This window comes from Paenibacillus qinlingensis (assembly GCF_031455095.1).
Taxonomy (GTDB): domain Bacteria; phylum Bacillota; class Bacilli; order Paenibacillales; family NBRC-103111; genus Paenibacillus_E; species Paenibacillus_E qinlingensis_A.
Window position 1 is genome coordinate 51,987 of the sequence record NZ_JAVDSB010000022.1, and the last position, 24,731, is coordinate 76,717.

The following is a 24,731-nucleotide window of genomic DNA, read 5'->3' on the forward strand; positions in this document are numbered from 1 at the left end:
AAGCTGAGCGACCGCTGTAATAGGAAGGTTTTATCGCCAGTTAGAAAGCAGTTTTCGCAATCGGAAACTTATACTCTCTAACGGGGTCACATAGCCGTCTATAAACGGTCCCGCTCGGAATCGCGATGACTTAGACGCACGGTTTCAGTTTCACTGTTCCCCATGACTTTACCTAGATATTCCGTAATGGCAACTGATCTATGTTTGCCTCCTGTGCAGCCAATACCCACAACAACCTGACTCTTGCCTTCTTTTTTATACTGAGGCATTAAGAAATTCAGCATATCCAGCAGCTTCGTCAGAAATTCTTGTGTCTCCGACCACTTCATCACATAGTCGTAGACATCAGGATCTTGACCCGTTTGTGGTCGCAGTTGCTCCACATAATGAGGATTGGGCAAAAAACGCACATCGAAGATGAGATCAGCGTCAATAGGGACACCGTACTTGAAACCGAATGAGATAACATTTATAGATATGCGATTAGCTTCTAGATTGGTGAACCTGGAAATGATTCTTTCCTTCAATTGCACCGGCTTCAAACTGCTAGTGTCAATGACCTGCGTAGCCAGACCTTTGAGTTCCTCTAGCAGCTTACGTTCAAGACCTATTCCCTCAAGCGGCGCCCCATCTGGCGCCAATGGATGGCGACGTCGACTTTCTTTATACCGCTGAACAAGTGTCCCGTCGGTCGCGTCCAAGAATAGAATTTCGTAGCTAAGCGTGTAATTCTCTTGGATATAACGTAAAGACTCTTGGAGCGAAGTGAAAAATTCACGCCCGCGCAGATCAATAACCAAAGCTACTTTGCCGATTTTACCCATCGATTGCACGATTAATTCAGCAAACTTCGGAATTAAAACGGGAGGTAAGTTATCAACGCAGAAGAATCCTAGATCCTCCATACTTTGAACAGCAATAGTCTTGCCTGCACCCGACATTCCTGTAATGATGACCAGTTTCGCTAAAGGGTGGTTTTCTTCCATGAATGACACCTTCCTTTGGGGGGCTTTCGCAGACCAGCTCTGTCCTGTTCATCTACGAACCCGGTCTAGCCTTCTAGCGCAAATTCAACCCTGCAGCTCCAACAACGCCTGCGTCATTGCCAAGTGTCGCAGCAACGATCTCAACGCCTTCAGCAGCTGCTTCTGGTGTAAATTTAAGGAACGTTTCACGAATAGGTTGGAATAGAATTTCTCCAGCTTTCGATACGCCACCGCCAATAATGAAGCGCTTAGGATTAATCACAACAGCTAACGCCGCCATGGAACGCCCAATATAATAAGCAGCACGATTTACGATGCGCATAGCCACTTCATCTCCGCTTTTCGCATCATCAAACACATGCTTAGCTTCAATTTTCTCGTGGAGGGCTAATGATGTACGCTCACCGCGTTCCACCGCTTCCTTAGCCATACGAACTATGCCTGTTGCAGAAGAAACTGTTTCAAGACAACCCATTTGTCCGCATCCACACTGAATCGCTTCAATGTCAGGAACGATGGACATATGACCAAGCTCGCCAGCCATGCCAGCAGACCCTTGATAAATTTTACCGTTAATAATGATACCGCCGCCAACACCCGTTCCAAGTGTATAGCATACTACGTTCGGAATGCCCGCTCCTGCGCCAGCCCAAGCTTCTCCAAGAGCAGCAACGTTCGCATCGTTATCAATTTTAACTTGTTTACCCAGAAGCGCTTCAAGCGTCTTCTTCGCCGGTACGTTATGCCACTGCAGATTCGGAGAGAACTTCACGAAGCCTTCTGGAATATCCATAAATCCAGCTAAGCCTGCGCCAATTCCTGCTACTTGCTCCCACGAAAACTCAGACTCTTCGACAATTTGTCGTACATACTGCGCAATACGTTCAAGGACTGACTCTGCACCTAGTTCTGGTGAAGTTGGACCCTCTAACGTCTTAAGAAGCTTACCTTGCTCATCACAAATACCTACTTTAATATTCGTGCCGCCTAGATCTACACCGATATAAATTTGATTGGACATTACAAGGTCACCTCATGAATAATCATAAAATTTTCGGGCATTTGCTCCTGTTCCCACTATAAGACAACACTGCCGGGAGGTCAAGATTCTTCCATACCCTGTTAAAAGAGAAAACGTGGAAAGCGTAGCCCTCCACGTTAACTGAATTGCCATAACGACTTACAGAGAAATACTCCAGTCGTGTACGCTGTTGCCTTCAAGGAACTTCTCAGCTTCCAGTGCTGCAGCACATCCGCTTCCAGCAGCTGTAATAGCCTGACGATACTTCGTATCTTGCACGTCACCACAAGCGAATACGCCTGGGATATTCGTCTCTGTCGTACCAGGTTTCACGACGATGTAACCATGCTCATCTGTGTCAATTTGTCCACCGAGGAACTTCGTGTTCGGCGTATGACCGATGGCTACGAAGATACCGTCTGTTTCAAGGATTTCATCTTCACCTGTTTGGTTGTTTTTCACTTTAAGGCCAGTAACGCCTTTGTCACCCGCTACAACTTCTAACGGCGTGTTATTCAGCGACCACTTCACTTTCTCGTTACCACGAGCGCGGTCTTGCATGATTTTGGAGGCACGAAGCTCATCGCGGCGATGAACCAAACGCACTTCTGAAGCGAATCGAGTCAAGAAGTTGGCTTCTTCCATAGCAGAGTCACCACCGCCAACGACGATAATCTTTTTACCACGGAAGAAGAAGCCATCACACGTTGCACATGTACTTACGCCGTGCCCAATGTTCTCTTTCTCATTGGAAATTCCAAGCAATCTTGCAGACGCACCTGTGGAAATAATCAGTGTTTCTGTTTCGATTTCGCCTAGACCCTCAACTTGTAGTTTGAAAGGGCGGTTCGTCAATTCAACAGAGTTAACCCAACCTGTTTTAAATTCAGCGCCAAAGCGTTCAGCCTGCTTGCGCATGTTTTCCATTAATTCAGGTCCCATAATCCCTTCGGGAAATCCTGGGAAATTCTCTACTTCTGTAGTTGTTGTCAACTGACCGCCTGGTTCTGGTCCTTCAATAACGAGCGGGCTAAGGTTCGCACGCGCTAGGTAAATTGCTGCTGTTAGACCGGATGGTCCTGTTCCTACTACGACTGATTTGTACATATGATTTCCCTCCTAGTTGCTTTCCTGAGGAAAGCTATCTTTAGTTTAACAATCCATTCATCTATATGTATGAAAGCCGAAACTTTCATAAAGGGATCAAGCTCGGCCATCAAAGATTTGTAAACTTGTTGAAAATTGCATCCATTTTTTCGCGTAAACCACAGGTGTCGTCAATGAGCTTTACATGCCGACTAACCGTGGAAACCGTGACGCCATATCGTGTAGCCACTTCCTGATAGGAAATCGTACGACGATGCATTTTGGCAATCAAATATTCTAACGCTGCCGCCCAGCCCTCCGATTTGAGAATCTTAGGCACATTCGGGTACATCTTCGTTAGAAATTCGACCCACAGAATTTCTAAATCATACTGCTGAACCATATCGTAACGCTTGTGCATATGCGATAGCGCCGTTTCCATGACTCGCTGCCAACTTGCATCCCATACGGGAAGATGAGGCGAGTACGGAGAAGCCTCTACCATGATGTCCTTATTCTCGAGATAGGCAGGAAGGGACTCGCGAATGCCCATGCTTCGCAGTACGAAGATGGCAACCTTCTTCAAATAATCATCCTCTTTGTGATCTAGAATGAAATCCTGAAGAGCGTCTCTCACTTCGTTGTCCGCAATCAAACCAAAGGCTTGAATCACTTGAAGCTTCGTCTCTACATCGCCATGACGCAAAGCCCAGAAGAATGATGACCGCACAAGCGGGTCTTTCTTCAGTTGATCAGGAATGCCTTGCGTTGATTTCTCAAGTGCACGGAACTGCTCTTCGAATGGCAGATGATAGTGATAGCTCCAAGTCAGCGGAAGCGCTGATTTCTCTCTTATCCGTAGCTGCTCTAAGTAGAACTTCGAGATTTCAGCACCTGGATCCAGCTTCTGAACCTGCTTCCATAAGCGGTACGCTTCAGAGAACCGACCGATGTGGCACGCAGCAACAGCCGCATAATGATACAAGCAAGGGTCTGTACCTCCGTCCCCAGCTTTCAACAAACGTTTGAACAGATGGTACGCTTTCTCATGTTGAGCAAGAATACCCATCGTCGTTGCCAGCTTGAACACATGCTCCTGTTGGAACGGATACGTCTTACCTAACAGCTCAGTAAGCTCTGCAAGTTCCTTCTTGTTGCCGAAATGCTGATGGAAAATCGCCATATTACAAAGTGCATGGAGGTTACCAGGATCGATAACCAGCACTTCGCGGATCGTTTCCATTGCTTTCTCGAACTGGCCCATATAATAATAAGCCAGCGCTAAATTGTTGCGGGCTGCGGTGAAATCAGGTTGTTTCTTCACTAATTTCTCCAACTGCCTTACCGCTTCTGCGAACTTACCTTCCTCCAGCAACGCACGGGCTTTATCATGCTCGAACAGCCCTTCTCGACTCTTGATGCTAGTGAGAGGGGCGGGACGATCAAGCTCGTAGCTCAGCATTTCCATCATTTCTTCGGATTCGTCCATGAATTGCCCTGTGGGGTCATTCTCCAAATACCGAACCAATGCTTGTTCTGCCTGCTCGAAGTTTTCCATGTTGGCATAGTTGTTCGCCATATAAAAGTGACATTCTGTCATCTCGGGATCGATGGTTTCAAGGATATGCTGCAAAATTTGGTTCGACTCGTCATAATTGCCCACTTCGGAGAGAACTCCTGCGAGATTGCAGTGATTCACAGGATTATCCTGCTCATACTCTGCCGCCCGCCGGAAATATTTCAATGCCTTATCATAATGAAACCGATCCAAAGATTGAACCGCTCTCTCGAAAAAGAATGCGGCATCCATGTTAATTGATATAACTTTTGGTTTTGGCGCTTCGGATATACGCTTTTTCTTTTCCATAGCAAGACACCTCCGGCAATTTGATTACACTCAAATTATACCATAGATCGCTAAGAAGCCAAAAACATTATCCGAAGGTAAGATTTGGACCTGGATCCTATACAAATAAAGACTTAAAAAGTCGCCTTTAAGTTTCCTTATACGCCGCCGTATTTGAATAGGGAGGATAGGGACCCACCATCTGTAATAATGCGAACTGCATCGGACAACAATGGTGCCACAGAAAGTACATTAAACTTACTTGAATGGCCCTCTGGAATCGCAATCGAATCCGTAATAATGACTTCTTTAATGCTAGGGTGATCCAGACGTTGCAACGCTGGGCCAGAGAAGACAGGGTGTGTTGCACAGATGTAAACATCCAGCGCACCGCGCTCTTTTAAGCTTTCCACAACGTTAACAATCGTAGTACCCGTATCGATTAAATCCTCGATAATAATTGGTGTACGTCCTGCAACATCCCCGATCACGTGCGTAATCACAGATTCATTATGCTCAGGGCGTTTTTTAATCATCATGGCGAAAGGCGCATCGAGAATGTTAGCCATTTTCTCAGCTGTTGTCGCACGTCCCGCATCCGGAGAAACGATAATTGGATTCGGTAAATTTTTCTTCTTAATGCAGTCACTAATAAGATCAAGAGCTGTCAGGTGATCCACAGGGATATTGAAGAAACCTTGAATCGCTGGCGCATGGAGATCAATCGTAACAACACGAGTTGCGCCTGCTGACGCGAACAAGTCAGCGACTAATTTAGCTGAAATCGGCTCACGCGGAGCTGCTTTACGTTCTTGACGAGAGTAACCATAGTATGGGATGACAAGGTTGATCGTTTTTGCAGATGCTCTTTTCGCCGCATCCATCATGACCAAAAGCTCCATCATATGCTCATTAATCGGATGGGAGAAGGTTTGTACCAGAAACACGTCGCAGTTACGAATCGTTTCTTCGTAAAGGCAATAAATTTCTCCGCTTTTGAAACGTGATAATTTGATTTGTCCTAGCGGCTGGCCGAGCTCTTTACAAATACTTTCCGCAAGCTTCGGATTCGAAGATCCGGAAAAAATTTTAACATTGTCGCTATGCATGGTTAATGGTTACCTCCGAAGGTTCATTAAATAGATTATACAGTCCTATTCATTATACATGATACGTGTCGAAATTAAAAAGTCACAAGTTGTCGTTTTCGAGCAGAAAATGTGGCTATTTCGTTAAATCCAATCGTTTTTAATAGCTCTCTAGCCTCATCCAAATACTGAGACAACCGTTCCGGCTGGTGCGCATCAGATCCGAGGGTCACCGGAATTCCCACCTTATGGCAGTATTCCAGCATACGGCGGCTTGGGAACATCTCTTTACACGGATGGCGCAGGCCGGAGGCATTCAATTCGATCGCCATTCCGTATTCCTTCACGGTATCTAAAGCAGCCTTTTCCAGCTCCCACGTATCACGATCCGGCACATAACCAAATCGTTTGATCATATCGATATGTCCGATATAGTCATACAGTCCGGTTCGGACTGCTTTCTTCACTGCCTCGTAGTATTGGGTATAAACTTCAAAAATATCCTTACCTTCCCAACCTGCGAGCTGTCTAAAATCGGAAATATCCCACTCACCGAGAAAATGAACCGAGCCGATCACATAATCCCAAGGGTACGCATCAATGATGGCCGCAATATCTGTCTCGTAGCCCTCCACATAATCGCCTTCCAGACCCACACGGATATCGATCTGATCTTTGTATTTCTCTTTGAGAAGAAGGCATTCTTCCACATAACGGGGAAGCTCCTCCTTCGGCATCGCCATTTCTGGCCAATACGTCTGCGGGTCGACATGCAAAAGCGGCATATGATCAGAAAGCCCCAACTGGGTAAGCCCGATCTCGATGCCGCGTTTGACGTATTCCTCCAGTTCCCCAGAGGCATGACCGCAGCGCACATGATGTGTATGATAATCAATCAACATCGTGAATTCACTCCAGGTCGTTTACTTTATTTTTTGACGTGACGATTAGCCAGCTCTTTCATAATATCATCCAATGGCAATTTATTATTACGTAAAAGGACCATTAAGTGAAAAATAAGATCGCTCGCTTCATAACGAAGCTCTTCATTGTCTTTATTTTTAGCTGCAATAATGACTTCTGCCGTCTCTTCGCCTACTTTTTTAAGGATTTTATCGACACCTTTTTCGAAAAGGTAAGTCGTATACGCACCCTCAGGACGCTCTGCGTCACGGGAAGCGATCACCGCTTCGAGTTCAGCTAAAATAGCGAAACGATCGCCACCAGCCGTAGGCGCCGATGTTTCTTCAGAACCTTCCACCGGAATGTTCGCTGTGAAACAGGTGTACGTCCCGTTATGACAAGCAGGTCCTACTTGCTCAACAAGAACAAGAAGCGCGTCCGCGTCGCAGTCGTAGCGAAGTGCTTTTACCTTTTGCGTATGACCCGAAGTTGCCCCTTTATTCCAAAGCTCATTACGTGAACGGCTCCAGAACCACGTGTCACCCGTTTGAATCGTACGTTGCAAAGACTCGCTGTTCATATAAGCCAGCATGAGAACTTCTTTACTTACCGCATCTTGCACAATGGCAGGCACAAGACCCTGCGCGTCATATTTAATTTGATCTACTGAAAATGTCATCGAATCTCAACTCCTTTGCCTTTTAGGTCAGCCTTGACCCCGTCTATCGTTAATTCTTTATAATGAAAAATCGTTGCCGCCAGCCCCGCATCAGCTTTACCTTCGGTGAATACATCATAGAAATGCTCGGCTTTTCCCGCTCCGCCAGAAGCAATCACAGGAATCGTCAGCAGCTCGGATACCGCACGTGTCAGCTTCAAATCAAAACCGTCCTTCGTTCCGTCAGCATCCATGCTCGTTAGCAGGATTTCACCTGCACCTAACTCTTCCACGCGTTTTGCCCATTCCAACGTCTTAATGCCCGTCGGTTTGCGTCCACCATGGGTGTATACTTCCCACTCGCCCCACTCGGGATTGAACTTCGCATCGATGGCTACAACAATACATTGCGAGCCAAACTTCCGTGCACCGTCCGAAACGAGCTGAGGATTAAGCACCGCTGCCGTGTTGATTCCAATTTTGTCCGCGCCTGCTCGAAGAAGTCGTTTCATATCATCGACACTTGAGATGCCGCCGCCTACCGTGAACGGAATGGTAATCTCGCCAGCCGTTTGACGGACAACCTCGACCATCGTCGCGCGCCCTTCAACCGAAGCGGAAATATCGAGAAACACCAGCTCATCCGCACCTTCTTTATCATATATCGCCGCAAGCTCAACCGGATCACCAGCATCACGTAAATTCACAAAATTTACGCCCTTCACCACTCGGCCATCCTTGACGTCGAGACAAGGGATAATTCTTTTGGCTAACATGCTCAGCACCTCCTTTGAGACAACCTTATTTACACAATGTCAAAAAATTGCCCAACAGCTGCATACCGATATCGCCGCTTTTCTCAGGGTGGAACTGCATGCCATAGACGTTGTCACGGCCAACGATAGCTGTTACAGGTTGATAGTAATCTGTTACTGCCAACAAATCGCTTTCCCGCTCCGGCTTCGCATGGTAGGAGTGCACGAAATACACATGCCCTTCCTCAATCCCTTTAAAAATAGGACTCTCACTTTGCTTGTAGCTGAGACGATTCCAGCCCATATGCGGCACTTTGTAGTCTCCGCGGAAACGTACAACTGTACCTGGCAGAAGCCCTAGGCCCTCATGTTGTCCATGCTCTTCACTGCTGGAGAACAATAGTTGCATCCCTAAACAAATGCCAATCATAGGCTTACCAGACGCCGCATATTGCTTAACAACCTCATCCAAGCCCGACTCACGTAGATGCTCCATCGCATCCCCGAACGCTCCGACACCAGGAAGAATGGCGCCTTCTGCCGCCAGAATTTGCACCGGATCTCCGGTAACAACTGCTTCATAACCGAGCCGCTCCACCGCTTTGCTCACGCTATGTAAATTGCCCATTCCGTAATCGATAATCGCGATCATGCCTACAACATTCCTTTCGTCGAAGGAACCCCCTGCACACGAGGATCAATCGTTGTTGCTTCATCCAGTGCACGACCCAGCGCTTTAAATACGCCTTCGATCATGTGATGCGTGTTATCACCGTAATGCACAATAACATGCAAAGTAATACGAGCTTCTAGCGCGAATTTCCACAGGAACTCTTTTACCAGCTGTGTTTCAAAGCTGCCAACATTCGCTGTCGGGTACTCTGCACGGTATTCGAAATGTGGTCGGTTGCTGATATCAATCACAACTTGTGCCAATGCTTCATCCATCGGAACGAATACACTTGCGTAGCGTTTGATGCCTTTCTTGTCGCCGAGTGCTTCACGCAGGGTTTGGCCTAGACAAATACCAATATCCTCTACCGTGTGGTGATCATCGATTTCGATATCGCCTTTCGCATCCACTTTCAAGTTAAAAATACCGTGCTTCGTGAATAAATCGAGCATATGATTCAGGAAGGGAACATCTGTTTGGAGTTCCGAAATTCCTGTACCGTCTACGTCAAAAGAAAGTTTAATGTCCGTTTCATTCGTCCTACGGGCTACACTCGCTGAGCGAGCTCTTACTTGGTCCTGTTCCGCCATCTAGGTCAACTTCCCTTCCTTTTTAAGTCTGATTTCTACGGCACGCGCATGACCTTCCAGCCCTTCATTACGGGCCAAAGTCATGATCATCTCACCGTTTGCGAGTAAAGCTTCCTTGCTATAGTGAATGACGCTTGATTTTTTGAGAAAATCGTCCACATTCAGTGGCGATGAGAATCGTGCTGTGCCATTCGTTGGCAGCACGTGGTTAGGGCCGGCAAAATAATCGCCGACAGGCTCTGTGCTATAGGCGCCTAAGAAAATGGCTCCTGCATTCTCAATGCGAGGCAGCCACGTGAAAGGATCCTGCACCAGCAGCTCACAGTGCTCCGGCGCCAAGCGATTGATCACGTCCACGCCTTCGTCGAGTGAGTCGACAAGCAGGATCGCGCCTTTCGTCGCCGTGGAGACGGCGGCAATGGCTTTCTTCGGCAACAGATCCAGTTGCCGCCATAACGCTAGCCGTACTTCTTCGGCTAGCTCGGGTGAAGGTGTCACCAGAATCGACGGTGACATCTCATCATGCTCGGCCTGCGCTAGCAAATCGGCCGCGACGTATTCAGGATCGGCGTGCTCGTCAGCGAGCACGACAATATCGGTTGGTCCGGCGATCATGTCGATATCGACGACGCCGAACACAAAGCGCTTCGCCAGCGCGACGTAGATGTTGCCAGGGCCGACGATTTTGTCGACCGGCGCGATCGAGTCTGTCCCGTAGGCCAGCGCGGCAATCGCCTGCGCCCCGCCTACGCGGTAGATCTCTTTCACACCCGCTTCGGCTGCTGCCACGAGAATATGCGGGTTAATGCCTTCTTCGCCCGCGGTGGACGGTGGCGTCACCATCGCGATCTCCGGCACCCCTGCGACGATCGCAGGGATGGCGTTCATGAGCACGGAGGAAGGGTACGCCGCCTTCCCTCCGGGCACGTACAATCCGACCCGCTTCAGCGGTCGGATGATTTGGCCCAGCAGACTGCCGTCCGGCTGCAGGTCCATCCATGAGTTGCGTTTCTGCTTCTCATGAAACGCACGAATGTTAGCGGCGGCTTGACGCAGCGCCGCCAAGAATGCGGCGTCGACTTGCGCGTACGCCGCCTGGATCTCTTCGTCGCTGACGCGAAGCTCAGCGACTTCGACACCGTCAAACTGCTGCGCTAGGCGCCGCAGTGCGGTGTCCCCGTCCTGCCGCACCTCATCGATGATGCGGCGGACGGACTCATTTTGCTCCGGTGAGCCGTATTCGACCTCGCGGTTTAATTGAAATTCGGAGGCGGGCATGATCCGCATCTTCATCATCCTCTCTCATCTTGCGTTCTTCGAAATTATTGTTGCATTCACTCAATCACTCAAGCATTTCGAACTTTTCGCTTCAACTTATAGCTTCACTGTCGGCAAAACGGTCTGCAGCATATCGCACAACCGTTGGATAGAATCATTCTTCATCCGGTAACTCACTCGATTTGCAATTAAGCGGCTCGTAATCTGAAAAATCTCCTCTTGCTCCACAAGCCCATTTTCCTTCAGGGTCTGTCCGGTCTCCACCATATCTACGATGCGGTCAGCTAATCCAATCAGGGGAGCCAGCTCGATAGAACCGTTCAACTTGATTACTTCGACTTGTTGTCCCTTTTCACGGAAATATTGAGAGGCCACATTCGGATATTTGGTCGCAACACGCGGGTTAATGACTTCTTTCCAATCCGGTAGACCGATGACCGACATGCGGCATCGCGCAATCCCTAGATCCAATAATTCGTAAACATTCCGATTTTCTTCCATCAGAACATCTTTCCCTACAACCCCGATATCAGCTACGCCGTACTCTACATAGGTCGGCACATCGACCGGCTTGGCCAAAATGAATTCCATTTTCGCGCCAGGCACAGGGATAATTAAACGACGGCCTTCTTCCAAATCCTCAGGAATGGGCAATCCTGCTTTCGTAAACAGCTTCGCTGCTTGTTTATAGATACGGCCTTTCGGCATCGCTACTTTTAGAATGTCATCCACCGTTCCAACCTCCTTCTAACTTCCCTCATCTTGCTGAGAGGTTACTCCGCTATCAACTTAATGACTTCAGCATAACTAGCTTCATCCAGATCATTGATCTGAGTAGGCGTAATAAGTTGCGTGATCACCACAGTCGCTTCCAAGTTGTTATCGCTTCTCAGGCTCTTAGCCTGCTGCAAAGCTTCCTCGCGATGCTCCGCATCGTAGGCAATGAGCACACGTTTCGGTTGTGTTACCTGCTCCTTGCCTGTTACTTCGAGGATCCGATTTGTTTTCAACGCGAACCCTGTAGCTGGCGCTGGACGTCCAAACTGACTCAGTAAATTGTCGTAACGCCCTCCGCTACACACAGGGAAGCCCAGATCAGCCGCATACCCCTCAAACGTCATACCTGTATAATAGGAGAAATCTCCAATCATCGTTAAATCAATCACAACATGCTCACTCACGCCATATGCCTTCAGCACATCCCATACTTCACAAAGGTGTCGAATTGCATCCTGAGCGATTGGATGTTGAGAAACCATGCGAGCTTGCTCGCAAATCTCGTCACCGCCACGCAGCCTTAGCACGCCGTCCAGCTCACGCTCTACATCAGGCGTTAGGGATAACGTTTTAATAGCTTCCCGGTACCCAACGTAATCACGACTAAGCAGATGTTCCTTCAAAGCAAGCTGAGCTTCTGTGCGCCCGTCCAAGGTTTCTTGGAATAATCCGTTCAGAAAGCCAACATGGCCCAATGCAATTTTAAATTTCTCCACACCAGCTGCCTGCAGTGATGCGATCGCTAACGCCACAACTTCTGCATCAGCTTCCGACGACACATCCCCGATCAGTTCGACGCCCGTCTGATAAAATTCCGAATCTCTGCCCGCTTCTTCCTCAATCGAACGAAAAACATTGGAATGATAAGATAGACGAAGTGGAAATGCTTGTTCCTTTAAAAGCGATGAAGCTACACGTGCAATTGGAGCAGTCAGTTCTGAACGCAGAACAAGCGTCTTCCCCTTGCGATCTAGGAGCTTAAACAACTTCTTATCTTCTGTGGAGCTTGCAACACCAACTGTATCGTAATATTCAAGTGTAGGTGTAATAATCTGGTTGTATCCCCAGCGTCCCATACAGGCCAATACACGGAATTCTATATTTCTGAGTTTCGTAACTGCATCAGGCAAATAATCTTTCGCGCCTAACGGCTTTTCAAATACTTTTGGCTTAGACACCGTCTCACCTCAATAAGTAGGAGTATAATCGTTATCTTCATATATCTTATCTCAAAACACTTCAGCGCGTTAACGTGCTACCATACTACCAAAATAAAGAATGTACGGCTATTTTAACACGTATCCTATAGAGCGTCAATCATCTATGCCATGTTGAACGGCTCAATTTGCAGAACATATTTGACATGATTTTATTTATGAAATCCGTTTTAAGAATGGCATATAAACCCATAGCCCGTCAACTGTGCTAAACAAGTAAAAAAGACATGCTGTCACGGCAGCATGTCTTCTTAAAGTACGATGATTTAATCTTCGTCTACGGGCCCATTCGGCGTTTTTCCACCATTAGGTGCCTGTATTTGACCACCATTCGGCGCTTTACTTCCATTTAGCCCATTGCCATTCCCATTTCCATTGCCATTTGGCGACTGATATTGACCATTCCCGTTGCCGTTACCGTTTGGCATAGGCGCTTGTCCGTTTTGTCCATTTCCATTTCCGTTACCATTGCCATATGGCGCTGGCGTTGCTCCACCGTTTGGTGCTGGCTTTGGTCCACCATTAGGACCAGGTGTTTGCGTAGCGCTCGGGCCTTGACCTTGGCCTCCACCGTTGCCTCCACCTTCGATTTTACCGCCGCCTTGACCTTTGCCTCCGCCAATGCCATTACCTCCACCTTGGCCTCCGCCACCGCCTTTACCTCCACCTTGACCTTGGCCTCCGCCTCCGCCATTACCTCCACCTTGGCCTTGGCCTCCGCCACCGCCACTACCTCCACCTTGACCTTGGCCTCCGCCTCCGCCGTTACCTCCACCTTGGCCCTGGCCTCCGCCACCGCCATTACCTCCACCTTGGCCTTGGCCTCCGCCTCCGCCATTACTTCCACCTTGGCCCTTGCCTCCGCCTTTTCCGCGTCCTTGACCCTGACCCACACCTTTAAGCTTTAAATAACCATAAGTAATTGATTCGAGCGTACGGTTATCAACCGCGCCGGTTACCGGCAATCCATGCTTCTTTTGAAAATACTTGACGCCTTGAACTGTCGCATTATCGTAGTAACCGTTAATATCACCAGAATAGCTGCCTAGTGATTTCAGCATCCCTTGGATGACATATACATCAGGCCCATGTGCCGGCTTACCTACGGCCAAACTCGTCGTTGGCAGGGCTACAATCAACATGAGTGCAAATACGATTGCACCTACACGCTTTCTAATCGACCATCCAAAGTTACCTTTTTTCCCATCTACGTTTTTACTACGATTCCATTGCTGCACTTAACCGACACCTTCCCTTTGCCTATAATTTCACTGCGTCTTTACTATTCCCTATCTGGCATTTGTATTAGTCGTTTTTTTGAAATTCTACTCGAACAAATAATGAAGATCTAACATTTGTTGGAACAACAAAAAGACCCAACATCCTAAGATGTTGAGTCCACCGTATTTTCATATGTCTAGTCTATTGCGCACTGCTCGATCGAATTACTTGCAAGGGATTGCCTGCCACAAAACTGTGCGGAGCTACATCCTTGTGAACAACAGAACCAGCGCCGATAATCGCGTAGTCACCAATTGTTACACCCGGCAGAATCGTTGTGTTAGCCCCAACCATCACGTGGGATCCAATATGTACATCGCCTAATCGATATTCTTTTGTTAAATACTCATGCGCTAGAATCGTCGTATTATAGCCAATGATCGTATTGTCTCCAACATGAATCCTCTCTGGAAAAAAAACATCTACCATCACCATCAGAGCAAATGCCGAATTCTCACCAACGGTCATACCTAGAACATGACGATAAATCAAATTTTTCAAACGCAATGACGGGGAATAGCGCGTAATTTGAATAAACATGAAATTCCGCATGGCCTTCCATCGGCTTACGGTCTGGTAAATTTGCCACAACGCGTTCGGGCCATCTACTGGATACTTTTCTGTCTTCCTCAATCAGCCTTCACTTCCGCCGAAATCCCAACTAACGGTAACAAGTCAAACATATCATCAACAATATGATCAGGGTTGTATTGCTCTAGATAGGAGCGTCCCTTCCATGACCAGGATACACCCACAGAGGTAACTCCTGCATTCTGCGCAGCCTCAATATCATAATGGCTATCGCCTACCATCATAGCTTCTTCCGCCTTGCTGCCTAACTCTTTCAGCGCTGCAATTATGCCCTCAGGACTCGGCTTTGGCTCCTTAACATCATCCACGGTCACAATGACGCTGATATAAGAATCCAACCCACATAGCTTTAGCCCCATCAACGTCGTAAGTCTAATCTTGCTCGTCACGATGCCGATTTTAATACCTTTTTCGTGAAGCTTAGCCATCACCGTACGTACGTTCGGAAACTCTTTCACAAGCTCATCGTGTTTAGATAGATTAAACTCACGATACTTTGTAATGAGCGCTTCAACTTCTTTACGACCTGTAAAAAACTCCATCTGCTCCACTAACGGACGCCCCATATTAGGAATAATCAGTTCCCGGCTAACAGGCTCCGGCGTTTCGCCTTCCAAGCTATGCAAAAACGATTGTACAATCAACTCATTCGTATCTACAATCGTGCCATCTAAATCAAAGAGTACGGTTTGAATCATAGTTAACTCCTTTATCTGTCTCTTCCTCTTTTATCACTTTATTTTTATCTACCGCTAATGTCGATACAATAGGATCTGAGTAACGCGCGTTCGCGTATCCTTTTTTCCTTCTAATGATAATCATAGTCACTGCCGCGATAACGATTAGGAGCGCTAGCATCTGTGAGAATCGAATATTCCCTCCATAGGTAAGAACACCAGGTTCGAAGACAATTTTCATCGGTGACCAAAGCGTATTCATCAAGGAAGCCAGCCACGCAGGCCCTGTGATGTCCAAGCTGTCTGTACGTACCCCTTCAATGAAGAACCGTCCGATTGAATACCAGATAAAATAACCTAGGAACAGCTCCCCTGCCCGCAAGAAAGGTCTCCGACGAATCCATAACAAGAGCAGCAGCCCCACAAAGCTCCAAACCGATTCATAGAGGAACGCTGGGTGATAAAACGTACCTTCAATGTTCATTTGATTCACGATAAAGTTAGGCAAATGCAAGGTGTCTCTCAGGAATGACTCCTCAACTGGCCCCCCGTGAGCCTCCTGATTCATGAAATTCCCCCAACGGCCAATCGCTTGTCCTACAATCAGACCTGGCGCAAGGATATCGGCGATACGAAAGAAGTTGTAACCCTTCGCTCGAATGTAGAACGAGGCCCCAATGATAGCACCGATCAGTGCGCCATAAATCGCAATCCCACCGTGCCATATCATGAATACTTCCCATAAATTATCCTTATAATCAGCCCATTGGAAGGCAACATAATAAATTCTAGCCCCAATAATGGCAGATGGAACCCCAATTAACAATAAATCCATGAAGAAGTCAGGTACGATTTTGAATCGTTTTCCTTCTCTAATCGCCAACATTAAACCGATTAATGCTGCTGTACCTAAAATAATGCCATACCACCGGACATGAATCGGTCCGAGGGAGAACGCCACACTTTCTAACATAGTTTCACTCCCTTAGTTTGTGGTCAATCAAAATCCTCAAAATCCTCATTCAGCGATTCCGTCAATTTATTCGTAAACTGCAGAGCCGCGTTGTAGCCCATACGTTTCAAACGATAATTCATCGCTGCAACCTCTACGATGACTGCTAAGTTTCGACCTGGTCGAACAGGTATCGTTACGAGAGGCAAGTCGGTATCAATAATCCGAGTCAGCTCCTCGTCTAAGCCCAAACGATCATATTGTTTTTCTTGCTGCCAGTTTTCCAATTTAACCACGACCGAGATCTTCTTCACGTTACGAATCGCGCCAGCGCCGAATAACGTCATCACATTGATAATACCAACGCCGCGGATTTCAAGTAAATGCCGAATAAGTTCTGGTGCGTTACCCGTAAGTACTTTATCTCCATTTTGCCTAATTTCTACTGCGTCATCCGCAATGAGTCTGTGTCCCCTTTTCACAAGCTCTAGTGCTGTTTCACTTTTCCCAATTCCACTGCTACCGGTAATCAACATCCCTACGCCGTACACATCCACAAGTACACCGTGTATAGTCGTGCTGGGAGCTAGCTTGTTTTCGAGAAAACCTGTTAAGCGACTTGCAAAAATCGTTGTTGAAAGCTGTGTTCGAAGAACAGTCAAATCCCGCTTGGTCGCTTCCTCCAGCAATTCAACGGGAACCTCGAGTCCTCTCGTTACAATAATACATGGCGTTTCCTCGGAAGCACATAGCTGTTCAACCCGATTTCTTCGAACGCCAGTGGTCAACATTTCTATAAACGTAATTTCGGTTTTTCCCAGCATTTGAATACGCTCTTTGGGGTGATAATTAAAATAGCCAGCCATCTCAAGACCAGGGCGATAGAGGTCCCCTGTTGTAATTGGACGCTTTAAGCCACCCTCACCTGCTAATACTTCCATATGTAGCTGTTCCACCATTTCGGAAACCTTTACCTTTTTGGCCATCGTCCTAGCTCCTTCGAATTTGCTTATGTACCATGTGCTTGCCTTTGTAGCACGCAGGCTTCCAATAGTTTCATCGTAATGGAATACCTAGTTGAAATCAACTATTGTTGTTCATGATGCTCAAATTAAACAAAAAAACCAGCCGATAACGGCTGGCCTTTCAGTACAATCCTTATAGGTTAGGGTTAACCAAGATGGATAGTGTTGATTCTTTATCGAAGAAATGAACTTTGTTCATGTCTAGTGCCAATTTAACGTTTGTACCTTCTTTGATTCCGGAACGACCGTCAACACGAGCGATTACTGTGTTAGCGCCGATACCGTTCAAGTACAAGTACATTTCGTGACCCAAGTTCTCAGTCAATTCAACGTTAACGTTGAATACTGTGTTCGGGGAAGCTTCCAAGAATACTGGCTCTTCGTGAATATCTTCTGGACGAACTCCCAGAATCACTTCTTTGCCAACAAATCCTTTGTCTTTAAGAACTTGTGCTTTACCTGCTGGAACTTCAACGTTTACGGAACCAGCTTTGAAGAATACACCGCCACCTTCAGCAGCCAATGTTCCGGACATGAAGTTCATGGATGGGGATCCAATGAAGCCCGCAACGAACATGTTAACTGGGAAGTTGTAGATTTCTTCAGGTGTAGCAGCTTGTTGAATGATACCTTTATCCATAACAACGATACGATCGCCCATTGTCATAGCTTCGATTTGGTCATGCGTTACGTAGATTGTCGTAACACCAAGACGTTTTGTCAATTTAGTGATTTCCGCACGCATTTGTACACGAAGTTTCGCATCCAAGTTGGAAAGCGGCTCATCCATTAAGAATACTTGTGGCTCACGAACAATCGCACGACCCAAGGCAACACGTTGACGTTGACCACCGGAAAGAGCTTTTGGCTTACGATCAAGCAAGTGAACGATATCTAGAATTTTCGCTGCTTCGCGAACGCGAGCATCGATATCAGCTTTTTTGAATTTACGAAGTTTCAATCCGAATGCCATGTTTTGATAAACAGTCATATGCGGATAAAGAGCGTAGGATTGGAATACCATCGCGATATCGCGATCTTTTGGAGCTACGTCATTTACAAGGCGGTCTCCGATGTAAAGTTCACCTTCAGTGATTTCCTCTAAGCCTGCGATCATACGAAGAGTTGTGGATTTTCCGCAACCGGATGCACCAACAAGTACTACGAACTCTTTGTCAGCAACTTCAAGATGGAAATCTTTAACTGTTGATTCTTCTGCACCAGAATATCTTTTAACGATATGATTTAAACGTACGCCTGCCATGATTTCATTCCCCCTACAATTTATCGTTCAACTGCTTTATTTTTCAACATTTCTATATACACATCTTACCCTACGAACGGCGGACTGACTATGCACAATCCCTACAAAAAAATCACTTTCTTTTCGTTACTTTGTACAATAGCAAGGCCAGACGTACCAAAACCGCATGATTAAACGTTCTAACATCCAGTCCAGTCTCGTTCTTGAACTTGTCCAACCGGTAGAGTAACGTGTTTCTATGAATATAAAGCTTCTTCGCGGTTTCACTAACATTACAATCGAGTGTAAAGAAATGCTCCAGCGTCGTTACCGTCTCGCTATCCAGCACATGATCCGTGCCGCGGAGCACCTGCTCTAGGAAATCAGTTTTCTCTTCTTCCTCTATAAGGTGCAACAACTTCTCTAAGCGAAGTTCCCAACGCAAATGAATAAAACTGCCTACATGGAAGGATCGGCCCAGCATAATGGTCTCGCGCAGCTTAAGCACCGTAGCAAACATAGACTTTGCTGGTTTCACAGGGAAATCAATAGCTAAGTGGCATTCCCCTACCCATTCATTTGCTAACATCTCATATAAACCCGAGCCTAGTGCGTCGAGCGTCTGCTCAACACTTTCTTCCTCATCTCCATCACGTTCCTCACTGCCGCTAGTAATAAGGACTTCTGGCGCTAAGATCAACCACTCCTTTTCCAATAAAGGAATTAGAATAATCTCGGCTTCAAAAAATGATTCCAAGAGCTTCTTAAGCTCCGTGTAGGAAACACGCTGATTCTGAGGGTAGTCCCCATATAGCAGCAATGGAATTTTGGTGGAGTATAACGATGACTGCGAAGCAAGCGCATCTGGCAACTCAGCATGGCTCGTGCCACGTTCCATTTGCTGCAGCAGCCATTCTCTTAATTGGTTAGACTTTCTTTCATCTTCCGACAGATACGAACCAAATTGCTTCTTCTCTAAGGTTTGTTTGGACTCAATCGTTAGTTCAACAAGCTTGCGTTCTGATGTAGTCAGTTTACTTCCATCCATCTGCAGGACGCGAACTTCTTTATGCTCCATTGAAACGAAAAAAAGAACTTCCTGGCCCCGGATCACGCTTCGACTTACTCCTTCGTGGCGCTCTCCCTGATCCTCCACAAGCTGGTGCCAATCGGACTCAGGTATCAGGCTTATCTGTATTGGCGACTGTAAGACCGCTTCCAATCGCTCTTTGACATGCTCCCAAATCATCTGCCTTCACTCCTTATTGCCTATAGCATCTTCTATATTTTTCTCTCTATTGTATCATATGTCTGCCTATTGCTGTGAATGGAAAGGAACCCTCAAGTCAAATTGACTTGAGGGCCCTTATGTAAGTAGTGCTATTTGATTACGCGACGAGCTGTTACGTAGTGATCAGCCCACCATTCTTTATTAATAGATGTAAATTTTACGCCACCTTCACCATACGTATGAATCATCATGCCGTTTCCTACATAAATCCCCACATGCCCGATGTTTTTACCGGAGTCAACCGTTGTAAAGAAAACCAAATCCCCCGTTTGCAAATTGCTTTTGCTAACGAAAACGCCTTCCTTAGCTTGGTCACGTGATACACGCGGCAAAGTAATTCCATAAGCAGCGAACACTGTTTTTGTAAAAGAAGAGCAATCCATGGTTTTGGTTTGACCATATTTGGCACCAAATTCATAGGGAACTCCCAGATACTTCTGAGCTGTCAAAATCAGTTCTGCTTTCAAACGATCCTTAGCTGAAAGAATACTTCTTCCGCCAATGAAGCTGCCCTTAAGTTCGCTAACATTCCGAGTGATAACTTCATCTTTGCTCTGGGATGCCATAACCATCTTGCCTTGGCCCACATAGATCCCTGCAAAAGAAGGTTTTGATCCACTCCCAAAGAATAAAATGTCCCCTAGTTCAGCCTTATCTATTTTTGTGATTTTCGTTGATTTCATGTCGAATTGCGCTGCTAAAGTTCTAGGTACTGTGTAATTTAACGTTTCATAGACATAATAGATCAGTCCAGATGAATCAAATCCAGCAGACGGTGCTTCATTACTTTTCGCGTAATCGACACCCACCATTTTTTTGGCCAAAGAAACGGCATCCATATCATCATTTGCGGCATACGCGGAAACAGCAGTTGTAGCTGATAAGGCGATTGTGATCGCAGCAGTGATTCCTAATGTGCGGTGTGCAAGACTCTTTAACATTGTATATCCTCCTGTACATGCTCTCTTGGTTGAATTGGCTAAAATGGAAAACTTCTCAGTTACTAGTACAAGATTACCATGGTAATGAAAAGACTTTCATTCCTAAAATATTTCCTAACATCCATGAGATTGGCAATGATGCCAATTGTTTCATTTGTGTTCCACATAAGATCATCATAAACATTCTCATATTCTCTGTGGATTTGGAAATAATTGTAGTAGCACTTTATTATCTCGTTTTATTTCTCGTAGCTATGGAGGGGATACACATGCAAAACCATAATCATTACCCAACTTATGATGTCATGGAAGAAAGCAAAGCATGGGATGCACATACCAGATCTATTGTGATGGGTCGCCTCATTCGTGAGCAGTCATATGGCTATTTAACATTTATTGAGGCCGAAAATCTGCGAATTTGGTGCTCACTGCTTATGGATGATCATCGTGGAGAAATCATGCAATATATCATTAGCCATATCGATCGAGTACTAGCTGACAATAAAGGGGAAGGAAATAGAAAAGTGAACGTACCCCCGATTCGTACTCTAATCCGTCAAGGTCTTAAAGCCATTGATGAAACGGGATGGATCGCGAATAGTCAGCCTTTCTTTCAATTGGACGAATCGAATCAACGCAGCATCATGCTTCAAATTAGTAACGATAGCTATCCACCAACGACAAATTGGGAAGGTATCCCTCAGAAAATCTTATTTCAAAAGCTTCTTCAACTAAGTATTGAAGCTTACTATGCTCATCCTTTGGTTTGGTCCGAAATTGGTTTCGGAGGGCCTGCTTATCCACGCGGATACACACTTAACGGTCCTAGCGACTTAGAGTCCTGGGAGGCTGTGAAACGATCATGAAATGGCGTTGTGAAAATGAAACCGTGGATATTGTCATCGTAGGAGCAGGTGCTGCTGGAGGCGTTCTTGCCAAGGAACTCAGTGAAGCAGGACTAGGAGTCGTTGTCATTGATGCGGGACCATGGCGTGATCCAGAGAGCGATTTCGCCAGTGATGAGCTCAGTATGAAACGACTAGGTTGGGAGGATACGCGCCTTGTCGATGCTGCTCTGCCATTTGTTACAGGTAAACATCAATCAGGTATGGGGATTGGCGGGGGCACTCAGAACTTTACTGGTGTTTTTCTGCGATTTCATGAGTCTGATTTCAAAACAAAAGCCATTGACGGCGTCGGAGAAGATTGGCCCATACATTACAAAGATTTGGAGCCCTATTATACGAGAATTGAAAATGAAGTCTCCGTATCTGGCCCGAAACACTTCCCATGGGGAAACTTTCAAGGGCCCTATCCCTATCCAGCTTTAGACTCGCTTAGCCCTAATGCTGTCTTATTTCATAAAGGCTGCAAATCACTAGGCATCCAATCCACACCCACACCTTTAGCCATCCTATCTACGCCACTTGAAGACCGCTCATCTTGCACCAATCGCGGTTTCTGTCTACAGGGTTGTATGACTAATGCCAAATTTAGCACCTTGATTATGCATATTCCTAAAGCCGTTCAGGCTGGTGCAGAAATTCTAGCGGACTGCAGAGTCACTCAAATTGAAGTTAATGACTATGGGCATGCCTGCGGCGTTCTGTTTGTCCATGAAGGTGTTACCTATCGCCAACGAGCCAAAACCGTCATCCTCTGCGCGCATGCCGTAGAGACACCTCGGCTGCTCCTGCATTCAGCCACACCTCAGTTCCCTAATGGTTTGGCAAACTCCAGTGGTTGGGTTGGCAGGGCGATTATGACACATAGCAGTAACGATGTTTATGCTAAGTTTGAAGAGGAAGTTCGCTTGTACAAAGGAACTCCCGTCCTGGCGTCTACCCAAGAGTTCTATGAAACTGATTCACGCAGAGGCTTTGTCCGCGGCTATACCTTGCACGCGCATGGCTCAAGGCCTATTGAAATGGCAGAAGGTATTCGCAAAGCCACAGAAGCCCCTTTATGGGGCTCATCATTCAGACAAGCTATGCAGGATTACAACTATTATGGACGTCTCAAAATGGTAGGAGAAGTGTTGCCTGCTTGGAACAATCACGTAGCCCTCTCTGATGAAAAAGATGAATACGGCATGCCCTTGGCATCCCTAAGTTTTCATTACTGCGAGAACGATCTCAAACTCATTAATCACGCTGTTGAAAATATGAAACTGATTCTCCGGGCCGCTGGTGGAGAGATCGCCTATACCGTTCCAGACACACAACATCTAATGGGTGGTTGTCGAATGGGGAATAACCCTATGACATCCGTAGTTAATTCGTATGGGCAAAGTCACGACATACCCAACTTGTTCATTTGCGATGCTAGCGTATTCGTCACCTCCAGTGGAGGTAACCCTACGCTAACTGTAATGGCATTGGCCGCACGAACAGCCGATTACATCATTGACCTCGCAAGCTCCTGATTGTTATCCTTAACAGCAAGTACACAAAAAGGAAGGAGCCTGCTCCCTATGGCAATAGCTGAATTTACCATCATCCCCATTGGAACCGCCACAACCAGCCTGAGCGGCTATGTCGCTGACCTCCATAAAGAATTAGAGCGTCACACGGATATCCGCTTTCAAATGACACCGATGGGCACCATTCTGGAAGGTCCCCTAGACCGTTTATTCGAGGTCATCCGTGCCGTCCACGAGGTTCCCTTCTTGCATGGCGCTGCGCGTGTTTCCACGTCCATCAAAATCGATGATCGCCGTGACAAGCCCGCCTCCATGGAACAAAAAATGCAGTCTGTCGCAGACAAGCTCTGAACAGCCCTGCATACAAAAAAAGCATCCTTTTGCAGGGATGCTTTTTCTTATACCTATAAACAAAAAAAGACCCTACGGTCTTGTAAGTTTACTTATAAAAGTGAGTCATGTAGGATTCGAACCTACGACACCCTGATTAAAAGTCAGGTGCTCTACCAACTGAGCTAATGACTCGTAGGGAAAATGGAGGCTGATGGATTCGAACCACCGAACTCGAAGAGAGCAGATTTACAGTCTGCCGTGTTTAGCCACTTCACTAAGCCTCCAGATACGAGATACCCGTACTGCCAAAGCAATACAACCATCTCAATGGCTTTGGACGGAATCGAACCGCCGACACGAGGATTTTCAGTCCTCTGCTCTACCGACTGAGCTACAAAGCCAAAATGATTATTTATAGCATGTCCTACATTAATTGTAAAAGAAATGGCGGAGCTGACGGGATTCGAACCCGCGGTCTCCTGCGTGACAGGCAGGCATGTTAGGCCACTACACCACAGCTCCATGCTACAAAAGGTTAAACCATAAAAATGGTGCCGTCGAGAGGACTTGAACCCCCAACCTACTGATTACAAGTCAGTTGCTCTACCAGTTGAGCTACAACGGCATAAAGATGGTGGAGGCTGACGGGATCGAACCGCCGACCCTCTGCTTGTAAGGCAGATGCTCTCCCAGCTGAGCTAAGCCTCCATCTGGTGATTTGGTTTTATGGTAGCGGCAGAGGGGCTCGAACCCCCGACCTTACGGGTATGAACCGTACGCTCTAGCCAGCTGAGCTACGCCGCCACATAAAAGTGTATATATATTTGGAACTGGCGGAGAGAGAGGGATTCGAACCCTCGCACCACTTACGCAGTCTAACCCCTTAGCAGAGGGTCCCCTTATAGCCACTTGGGTATCTCTCCAAGATATATATACGATTCAGGAATAGTATTCCCTGAAAACTAGATACGAAACTCGCATAAAGGTAAAGTTCTTAGGAATTTGGTTAAGCCCTCGACCGATTAGTATTCGTCAGCTGCATACGTTACCGCACTTCCACCTCGAACCTATCAACCTCGTCGTCTACAAGGGGTCTT

The 24,731-nt window shown here is 46.7% G+C and carries 24 protein-coding genes, 8 tRNA genes and 1 rRNA gene; 3 read left to right on the top strand and 30 right to left on the bottom strand.

The genetic code is table 11. The annotated features are described in order from the left end of the window. Nucleotides 1-98: 98 nt before the first annotated feature. The 21 genes from rapZ to J2736_RS31040 form a co-directional block, all read right to left on the bottom strand. On the bottom strand, nt 99-986 hold the full coding sequence (gene rapZ, locus J2736_RS30940) for an RNase adapter RapZ (protein ID WP_310502422.1): 888 nt from the start codon (nt 984-986) through the stop codon (nt 99-101). Between the two features lie 73 nt (nt 987-1,059). Then, on the bottom strand, nt 1,060-2,007 hold the full coding sequence (locus J2736_RS30945; RefSeq protein WP_310502423.1) for an ROK family glucokinase: 948 nt from the start codon (nt 2,005-2,007) through the stop codon (nt 1,060-1,062). 159 nt (nt 2,008-2,166) lie between these two features. After that, complete coding sequence (gene trxB, locus J2736_RS30950; RefSeq protein ID WP_310502424.1) at nt 2,167-3,114, bottom strand: thioredoxin-disulfide reductase; 948 nt, start codon at nt 3,112-3,114, stop codon at nt 2,167-2,169. 109 nt (nt 3,115-3,223) lie between these two features. Next, a complete protein-coding gene (locus tag J2736_RS30955) occupies nt 3,224-4,960 on the bottom strand; it encodes a tetratricopeptide repeat protein (RefSeq protein WP_310502425.1) in 1,737 nt (578 codons plus the stop codon). Between the two features lie 137 nt (nt 4,961-5,097). Then, the gene (locus J2736_RS30960; protein WP_310502426.1) at nt 5,098-6,048 is read right to left on the bottom strand and encodes a ribose-phosphate diphosphokinase; all 951 of its coding nucleotides are present in this window, start codon (nt 6,046-6,048) and stop codon (nt 5,098-5,100) included. Between the two features lie 74 nt (nt 6,049-6,122). Next, nucleotides 6,123-6,929 carry a histidinol-phosphatase HisJ gene (gene hisJ, locus J2736_RS30965; RefSeq protein WP_310502427.1) on the bottom strand — a complete coding sequence of 269 codons (807 nt, stop codon included), beginning with the start codon at nt 6,927-6,929 and terminating at the stop codon, nt 6,123-6,125. A gap of 26 nt (nt 6,930-6,955) precedes the next feature. Next, a complete protein-coding gene (hisIE, locus tag J2736_RS30970; protein ID WP_310502428.1) occupies nt 6,956-7,609 on the bottom strand; it encodes a bifunctional phosphoribosyl-AMP cyclohydrolase/phosphoribosyl-ATP diphosphatase HisIE in 654 nt (217 codons plus the stop codon). Next, complete coding sequence (gene hisF, locus J2736_RS30975; RefSeq protein WP_056611288.1) at nt 7,606-8,364, bottom strand: imidazole glycerol phosphate synthase subunit HisF; 759 nt, start codon at nt 8,362-8,364, stop codon at nt 7,606-7,608. The genes hisIE and hisF overlap by 4 nt, the downstream gene beginning before the upstream one ends. Before the next feature lie 25 nt (nt 8,365-8,389). Next, the gene (gene hisH, locus J2736_RS30980) at nt 8,390-8,995 is read right to left on the bottom strand and encodes an imidazole glycerol phosphate synthase subunit HisH (protein WP_310502429.1); all 606 of its coding nucleotides are present in this window, start codon (nt 8,993-8,995) and stop codon (nt 8,390-8,392) included. Nucleotides 8,996-8,997: 2 nt separating this feature from the next. Beyond that, a complete protein-coding gene (hisB, locus tag J2736_RS30985) occupies nt 8,998-9,606 on the bottom strand; it encodes an imidazoleglycerol-phosphate dehydratase HisB (RefSeq protein WP_310502430.1) in 609 nt (202 codons plus the stop codon). Then, on the bottom strand, nt 9,607-10,893 hold the full coding sequence (gene hisD / locus J2736_RS30990) for a histidinol dehydrogenase (protein ID WP_310502449.1): 1,287 nt from the start codon (nt 10,891-10,893) through the stop codon (nt 9,607-9,609). Nucleotides 10,894-10,980: 87 nt separating this feature from the next. Beyond that, nucleotides 10,981-11,616, bottom strand: coding sequence for an ATP phosphoribosyltransferase (gene hisG / locus J2736_RS30995; RefSeq protein ID WP_310502431.1), 636 nt, complete (start codon nt 11,614-11,616; stop codon nt 10,981-10,983). A 41-nt stretch (nt 11,617-11,657) separates the two neighbouring features. Beyond that, nucleotides 11,658-12,839 (bottom strand): ATP phosphoribosyltransferase regulatory subunit, encoded by a 1,182-nt coding sequence (locus tag J2736_RS31000; protein ID WP_310502432.1) that lies wholly within the window; start codon nt 12,837-12,839, stop codon nt 11,658-11,660. 305 nt (nt 12,840-13,144) lie between these two features. Next, nucleotides 13,145-14,116, bottom strand: coding sequence for a peptidoglycan-binding domain-containing protein (locus tag J2736_RS31005; RefSeq protein WP_310502433.1), 972 nt, complete (start codon nt 14,114-14,116; stop codon nt 13,145-13,147). Nucleotides 14,117-14,300: 184 nt separating this feature from the next. Continuing rightward, nucleotides 14,301-14,792: an acyltransferase gene (locus tag J2736_RS31010; RefSeq protein ID WP_310502434.1), complete on the bottom strand. Its 492-nt coding sequence runs from the start codon at nt 14,790-14,792 to the stop codon at nt 14,301-14,303. Then, nucleotides 14,789-15,448: a pyrophosphatase PpaX gene (gene ppaX, locus J2736_RS31015; RefSeq protein ID WP_310502435.1), complete on the bottom strand. Its 660-nt coding sequence runs from the start codon at nt 15,446-15,448 to the stop codon at nt 14,789-14,791. The genes J2736_RS31010 and ppaX overlap by 4 nt, the downstream gene beginning before the upstream one ends. Continuing rightward, nucleotides 15,426-16,400 (bottom strand): prolipoprotein diacylglyceryl transferase, encoded by a 975-nt coding sequence (gene lgt / locus J2736_RS31020; RefSeq protein ID WP_310502436.1) that lies wholly within the window; start codon nt 16,398-16,400, stop codon nt 15,426-15,428. The genes ppaX and lgt overlap by 23 nt, the downstream gene beginning before the upstream one ends. A gap of 23 nt (nt 16,401-16,423) precedes the next feature. Beyond that, entirely contained in the window at nt 16,424-17,365 is a 942-nt protein-coding gene (gene hprK / locus J2736_RS31025) for an HPr(Ser) kinase/phosphatase (protein WP_310502437.1), read from the bottom strand. A 172-nt stretch (nt 17,366-17,537) separates the two neighbouring features. Then, on the bottom strand, nt 17,538-18,668 hold the full coding sequence (locus J2736_RS31030) for an ABC transporter ATP-binding protein (protein ID WP_310502438.1): 1,131 nt from the start codon (nt 18,666-18,668) through the stop codon (nt 17,538-17,540). 112 nt (nt 18,669-18,780) lie between these two features. Next, complete coding sequence (locus J2736_RS31035) at nt 18,781-19,896, bottom strand: PucR family transcriptional regulator (protein WP_310502439.1); 1,116 nt, start codon at nt 19,894-19,896, stop codon at nt 18,781-18,783. A 131-nt stretch (nt 19,897-20,027) separates the two neighbouring features. Beyond that, nucleotides 20,028-20,879, bottom strand: a complete 852-nt coding sequence (locus J2736_RS31040) for a C40 family peptidase (RefSeq protein ID WP_310502440.1) — start codon at nt 20,877-20,879, stop codon at nt 20,028-20,030. A 269-nt stretch (nt 20,880-21,148) separates the two neighbouring features. Between J2736_RS31040 and J2736_RS31045 the strand changes: the two genes are divergently transcribed. From J2736_RS31045 to J2736_RS31055, 3 genes are read left to right on the top strand one after another with little or no spacing between them, the layout of a single operon-like run. After that, complete coding sequence (locus tag J2736_RS31045) at nt 21,149-21,745, top strand: gluconate 2-dehydrogenase subunit 3 family protein (RefSeq protein WP_310502441.1); 597 nt, start codon at nt 21,149-21,151, stop codon at nt 21,743-21,745. Next, nucleotides 21,742-23,304 (top strand): GMC family oxidoreductase, encoded by a 1,563-nt coding sequence (locus J2736_RS31050; protein ID WP_310502442.1) that lies wholly within the window; start codon nt 21,742-21,744, stop codon nt 23,302-23,304. Before J2736_RS31045 ends, J2736_RS31050 begins: the two co-directional genes overlap by 4 nt. A gap of 48 nt (nt 23,305-23,352) precedes the next feature. Beyond that, nucleotides 23,353-23,652 (top strand): MTH1187 family thiamine-binding protein, encoded by a 300-nt coding sequence (locus J2736_RS31055; protein ID WP_310502443.1) that lies wholly within the window; start codon nt 23,353-23,355, stop codon nt 23,650-23,652. A 101-nt stretch (nt 23,653-23,753) separates the two neighbouring features. Here J2736_RS31055 and J2736_RS31060 read toward each other — a convergent pair. From J2736_RS31060 to J2736_RS31100, 9 genes are all read right to left on the bottom strand, one after another. Beyond that, nucleotides 23,754-23,826, bottom strand: a tRNA-Lys gene (locus tag J2736_RS31060). 10 nt (nt 23,827-23,836) lie between these two features. Further along, nucleotides 23,837-23,918 (bottom strand) — tRNA-Tyr (locus J2736_RS31065). A 44-nt stretch (nt 23,919-23,962) separates the two neighbouring features. After that, nucleotides 23,963-24,035 (bottom strand) — tRNA-Phe (locus J2736_RS31070). Between the two features lie 44 nt (nt 24,036-24,079). Then, nucleotides 24,080-24,156: transfer RNA gene (locus J2736_RS31075), tRNA-Asp, on the bottom strand. 27 nt (nt 24,157-24,183) lie between these two features. Continuing rightward, nucleotides 24,184-24,259, bottom strand: a tRNA-Thr gene (locus tag J2736_RS31080). 7 nt (nt 24,260-24,266) lie between these two features. Next, nucleotides 24,267-24,342, bottom strand: a tRNA-Val gene (locus tag J2736_RS31085). 19 nt (nt 24,343-24,361) lie between these two features. Further along, nucleotides 24,362-24,438 (bottom strand) — tRNA-Met (locus J2736_RS31090). A gap of 27 nt (nt 24,439-24,465) precedes the next feature. Beyond that, nucleotides 24,466-24,557 (bottom strand) — tRNA-Ser (locus J2736_RS31095). Nucleotides 24,558-24,636: 79 nt separating this feature from the next. After that, nucleotides 24,637-24,731 (bottom strand): 23S ribosomal RNA (locus tag J2736_RS31100); the annotation flags it as partial.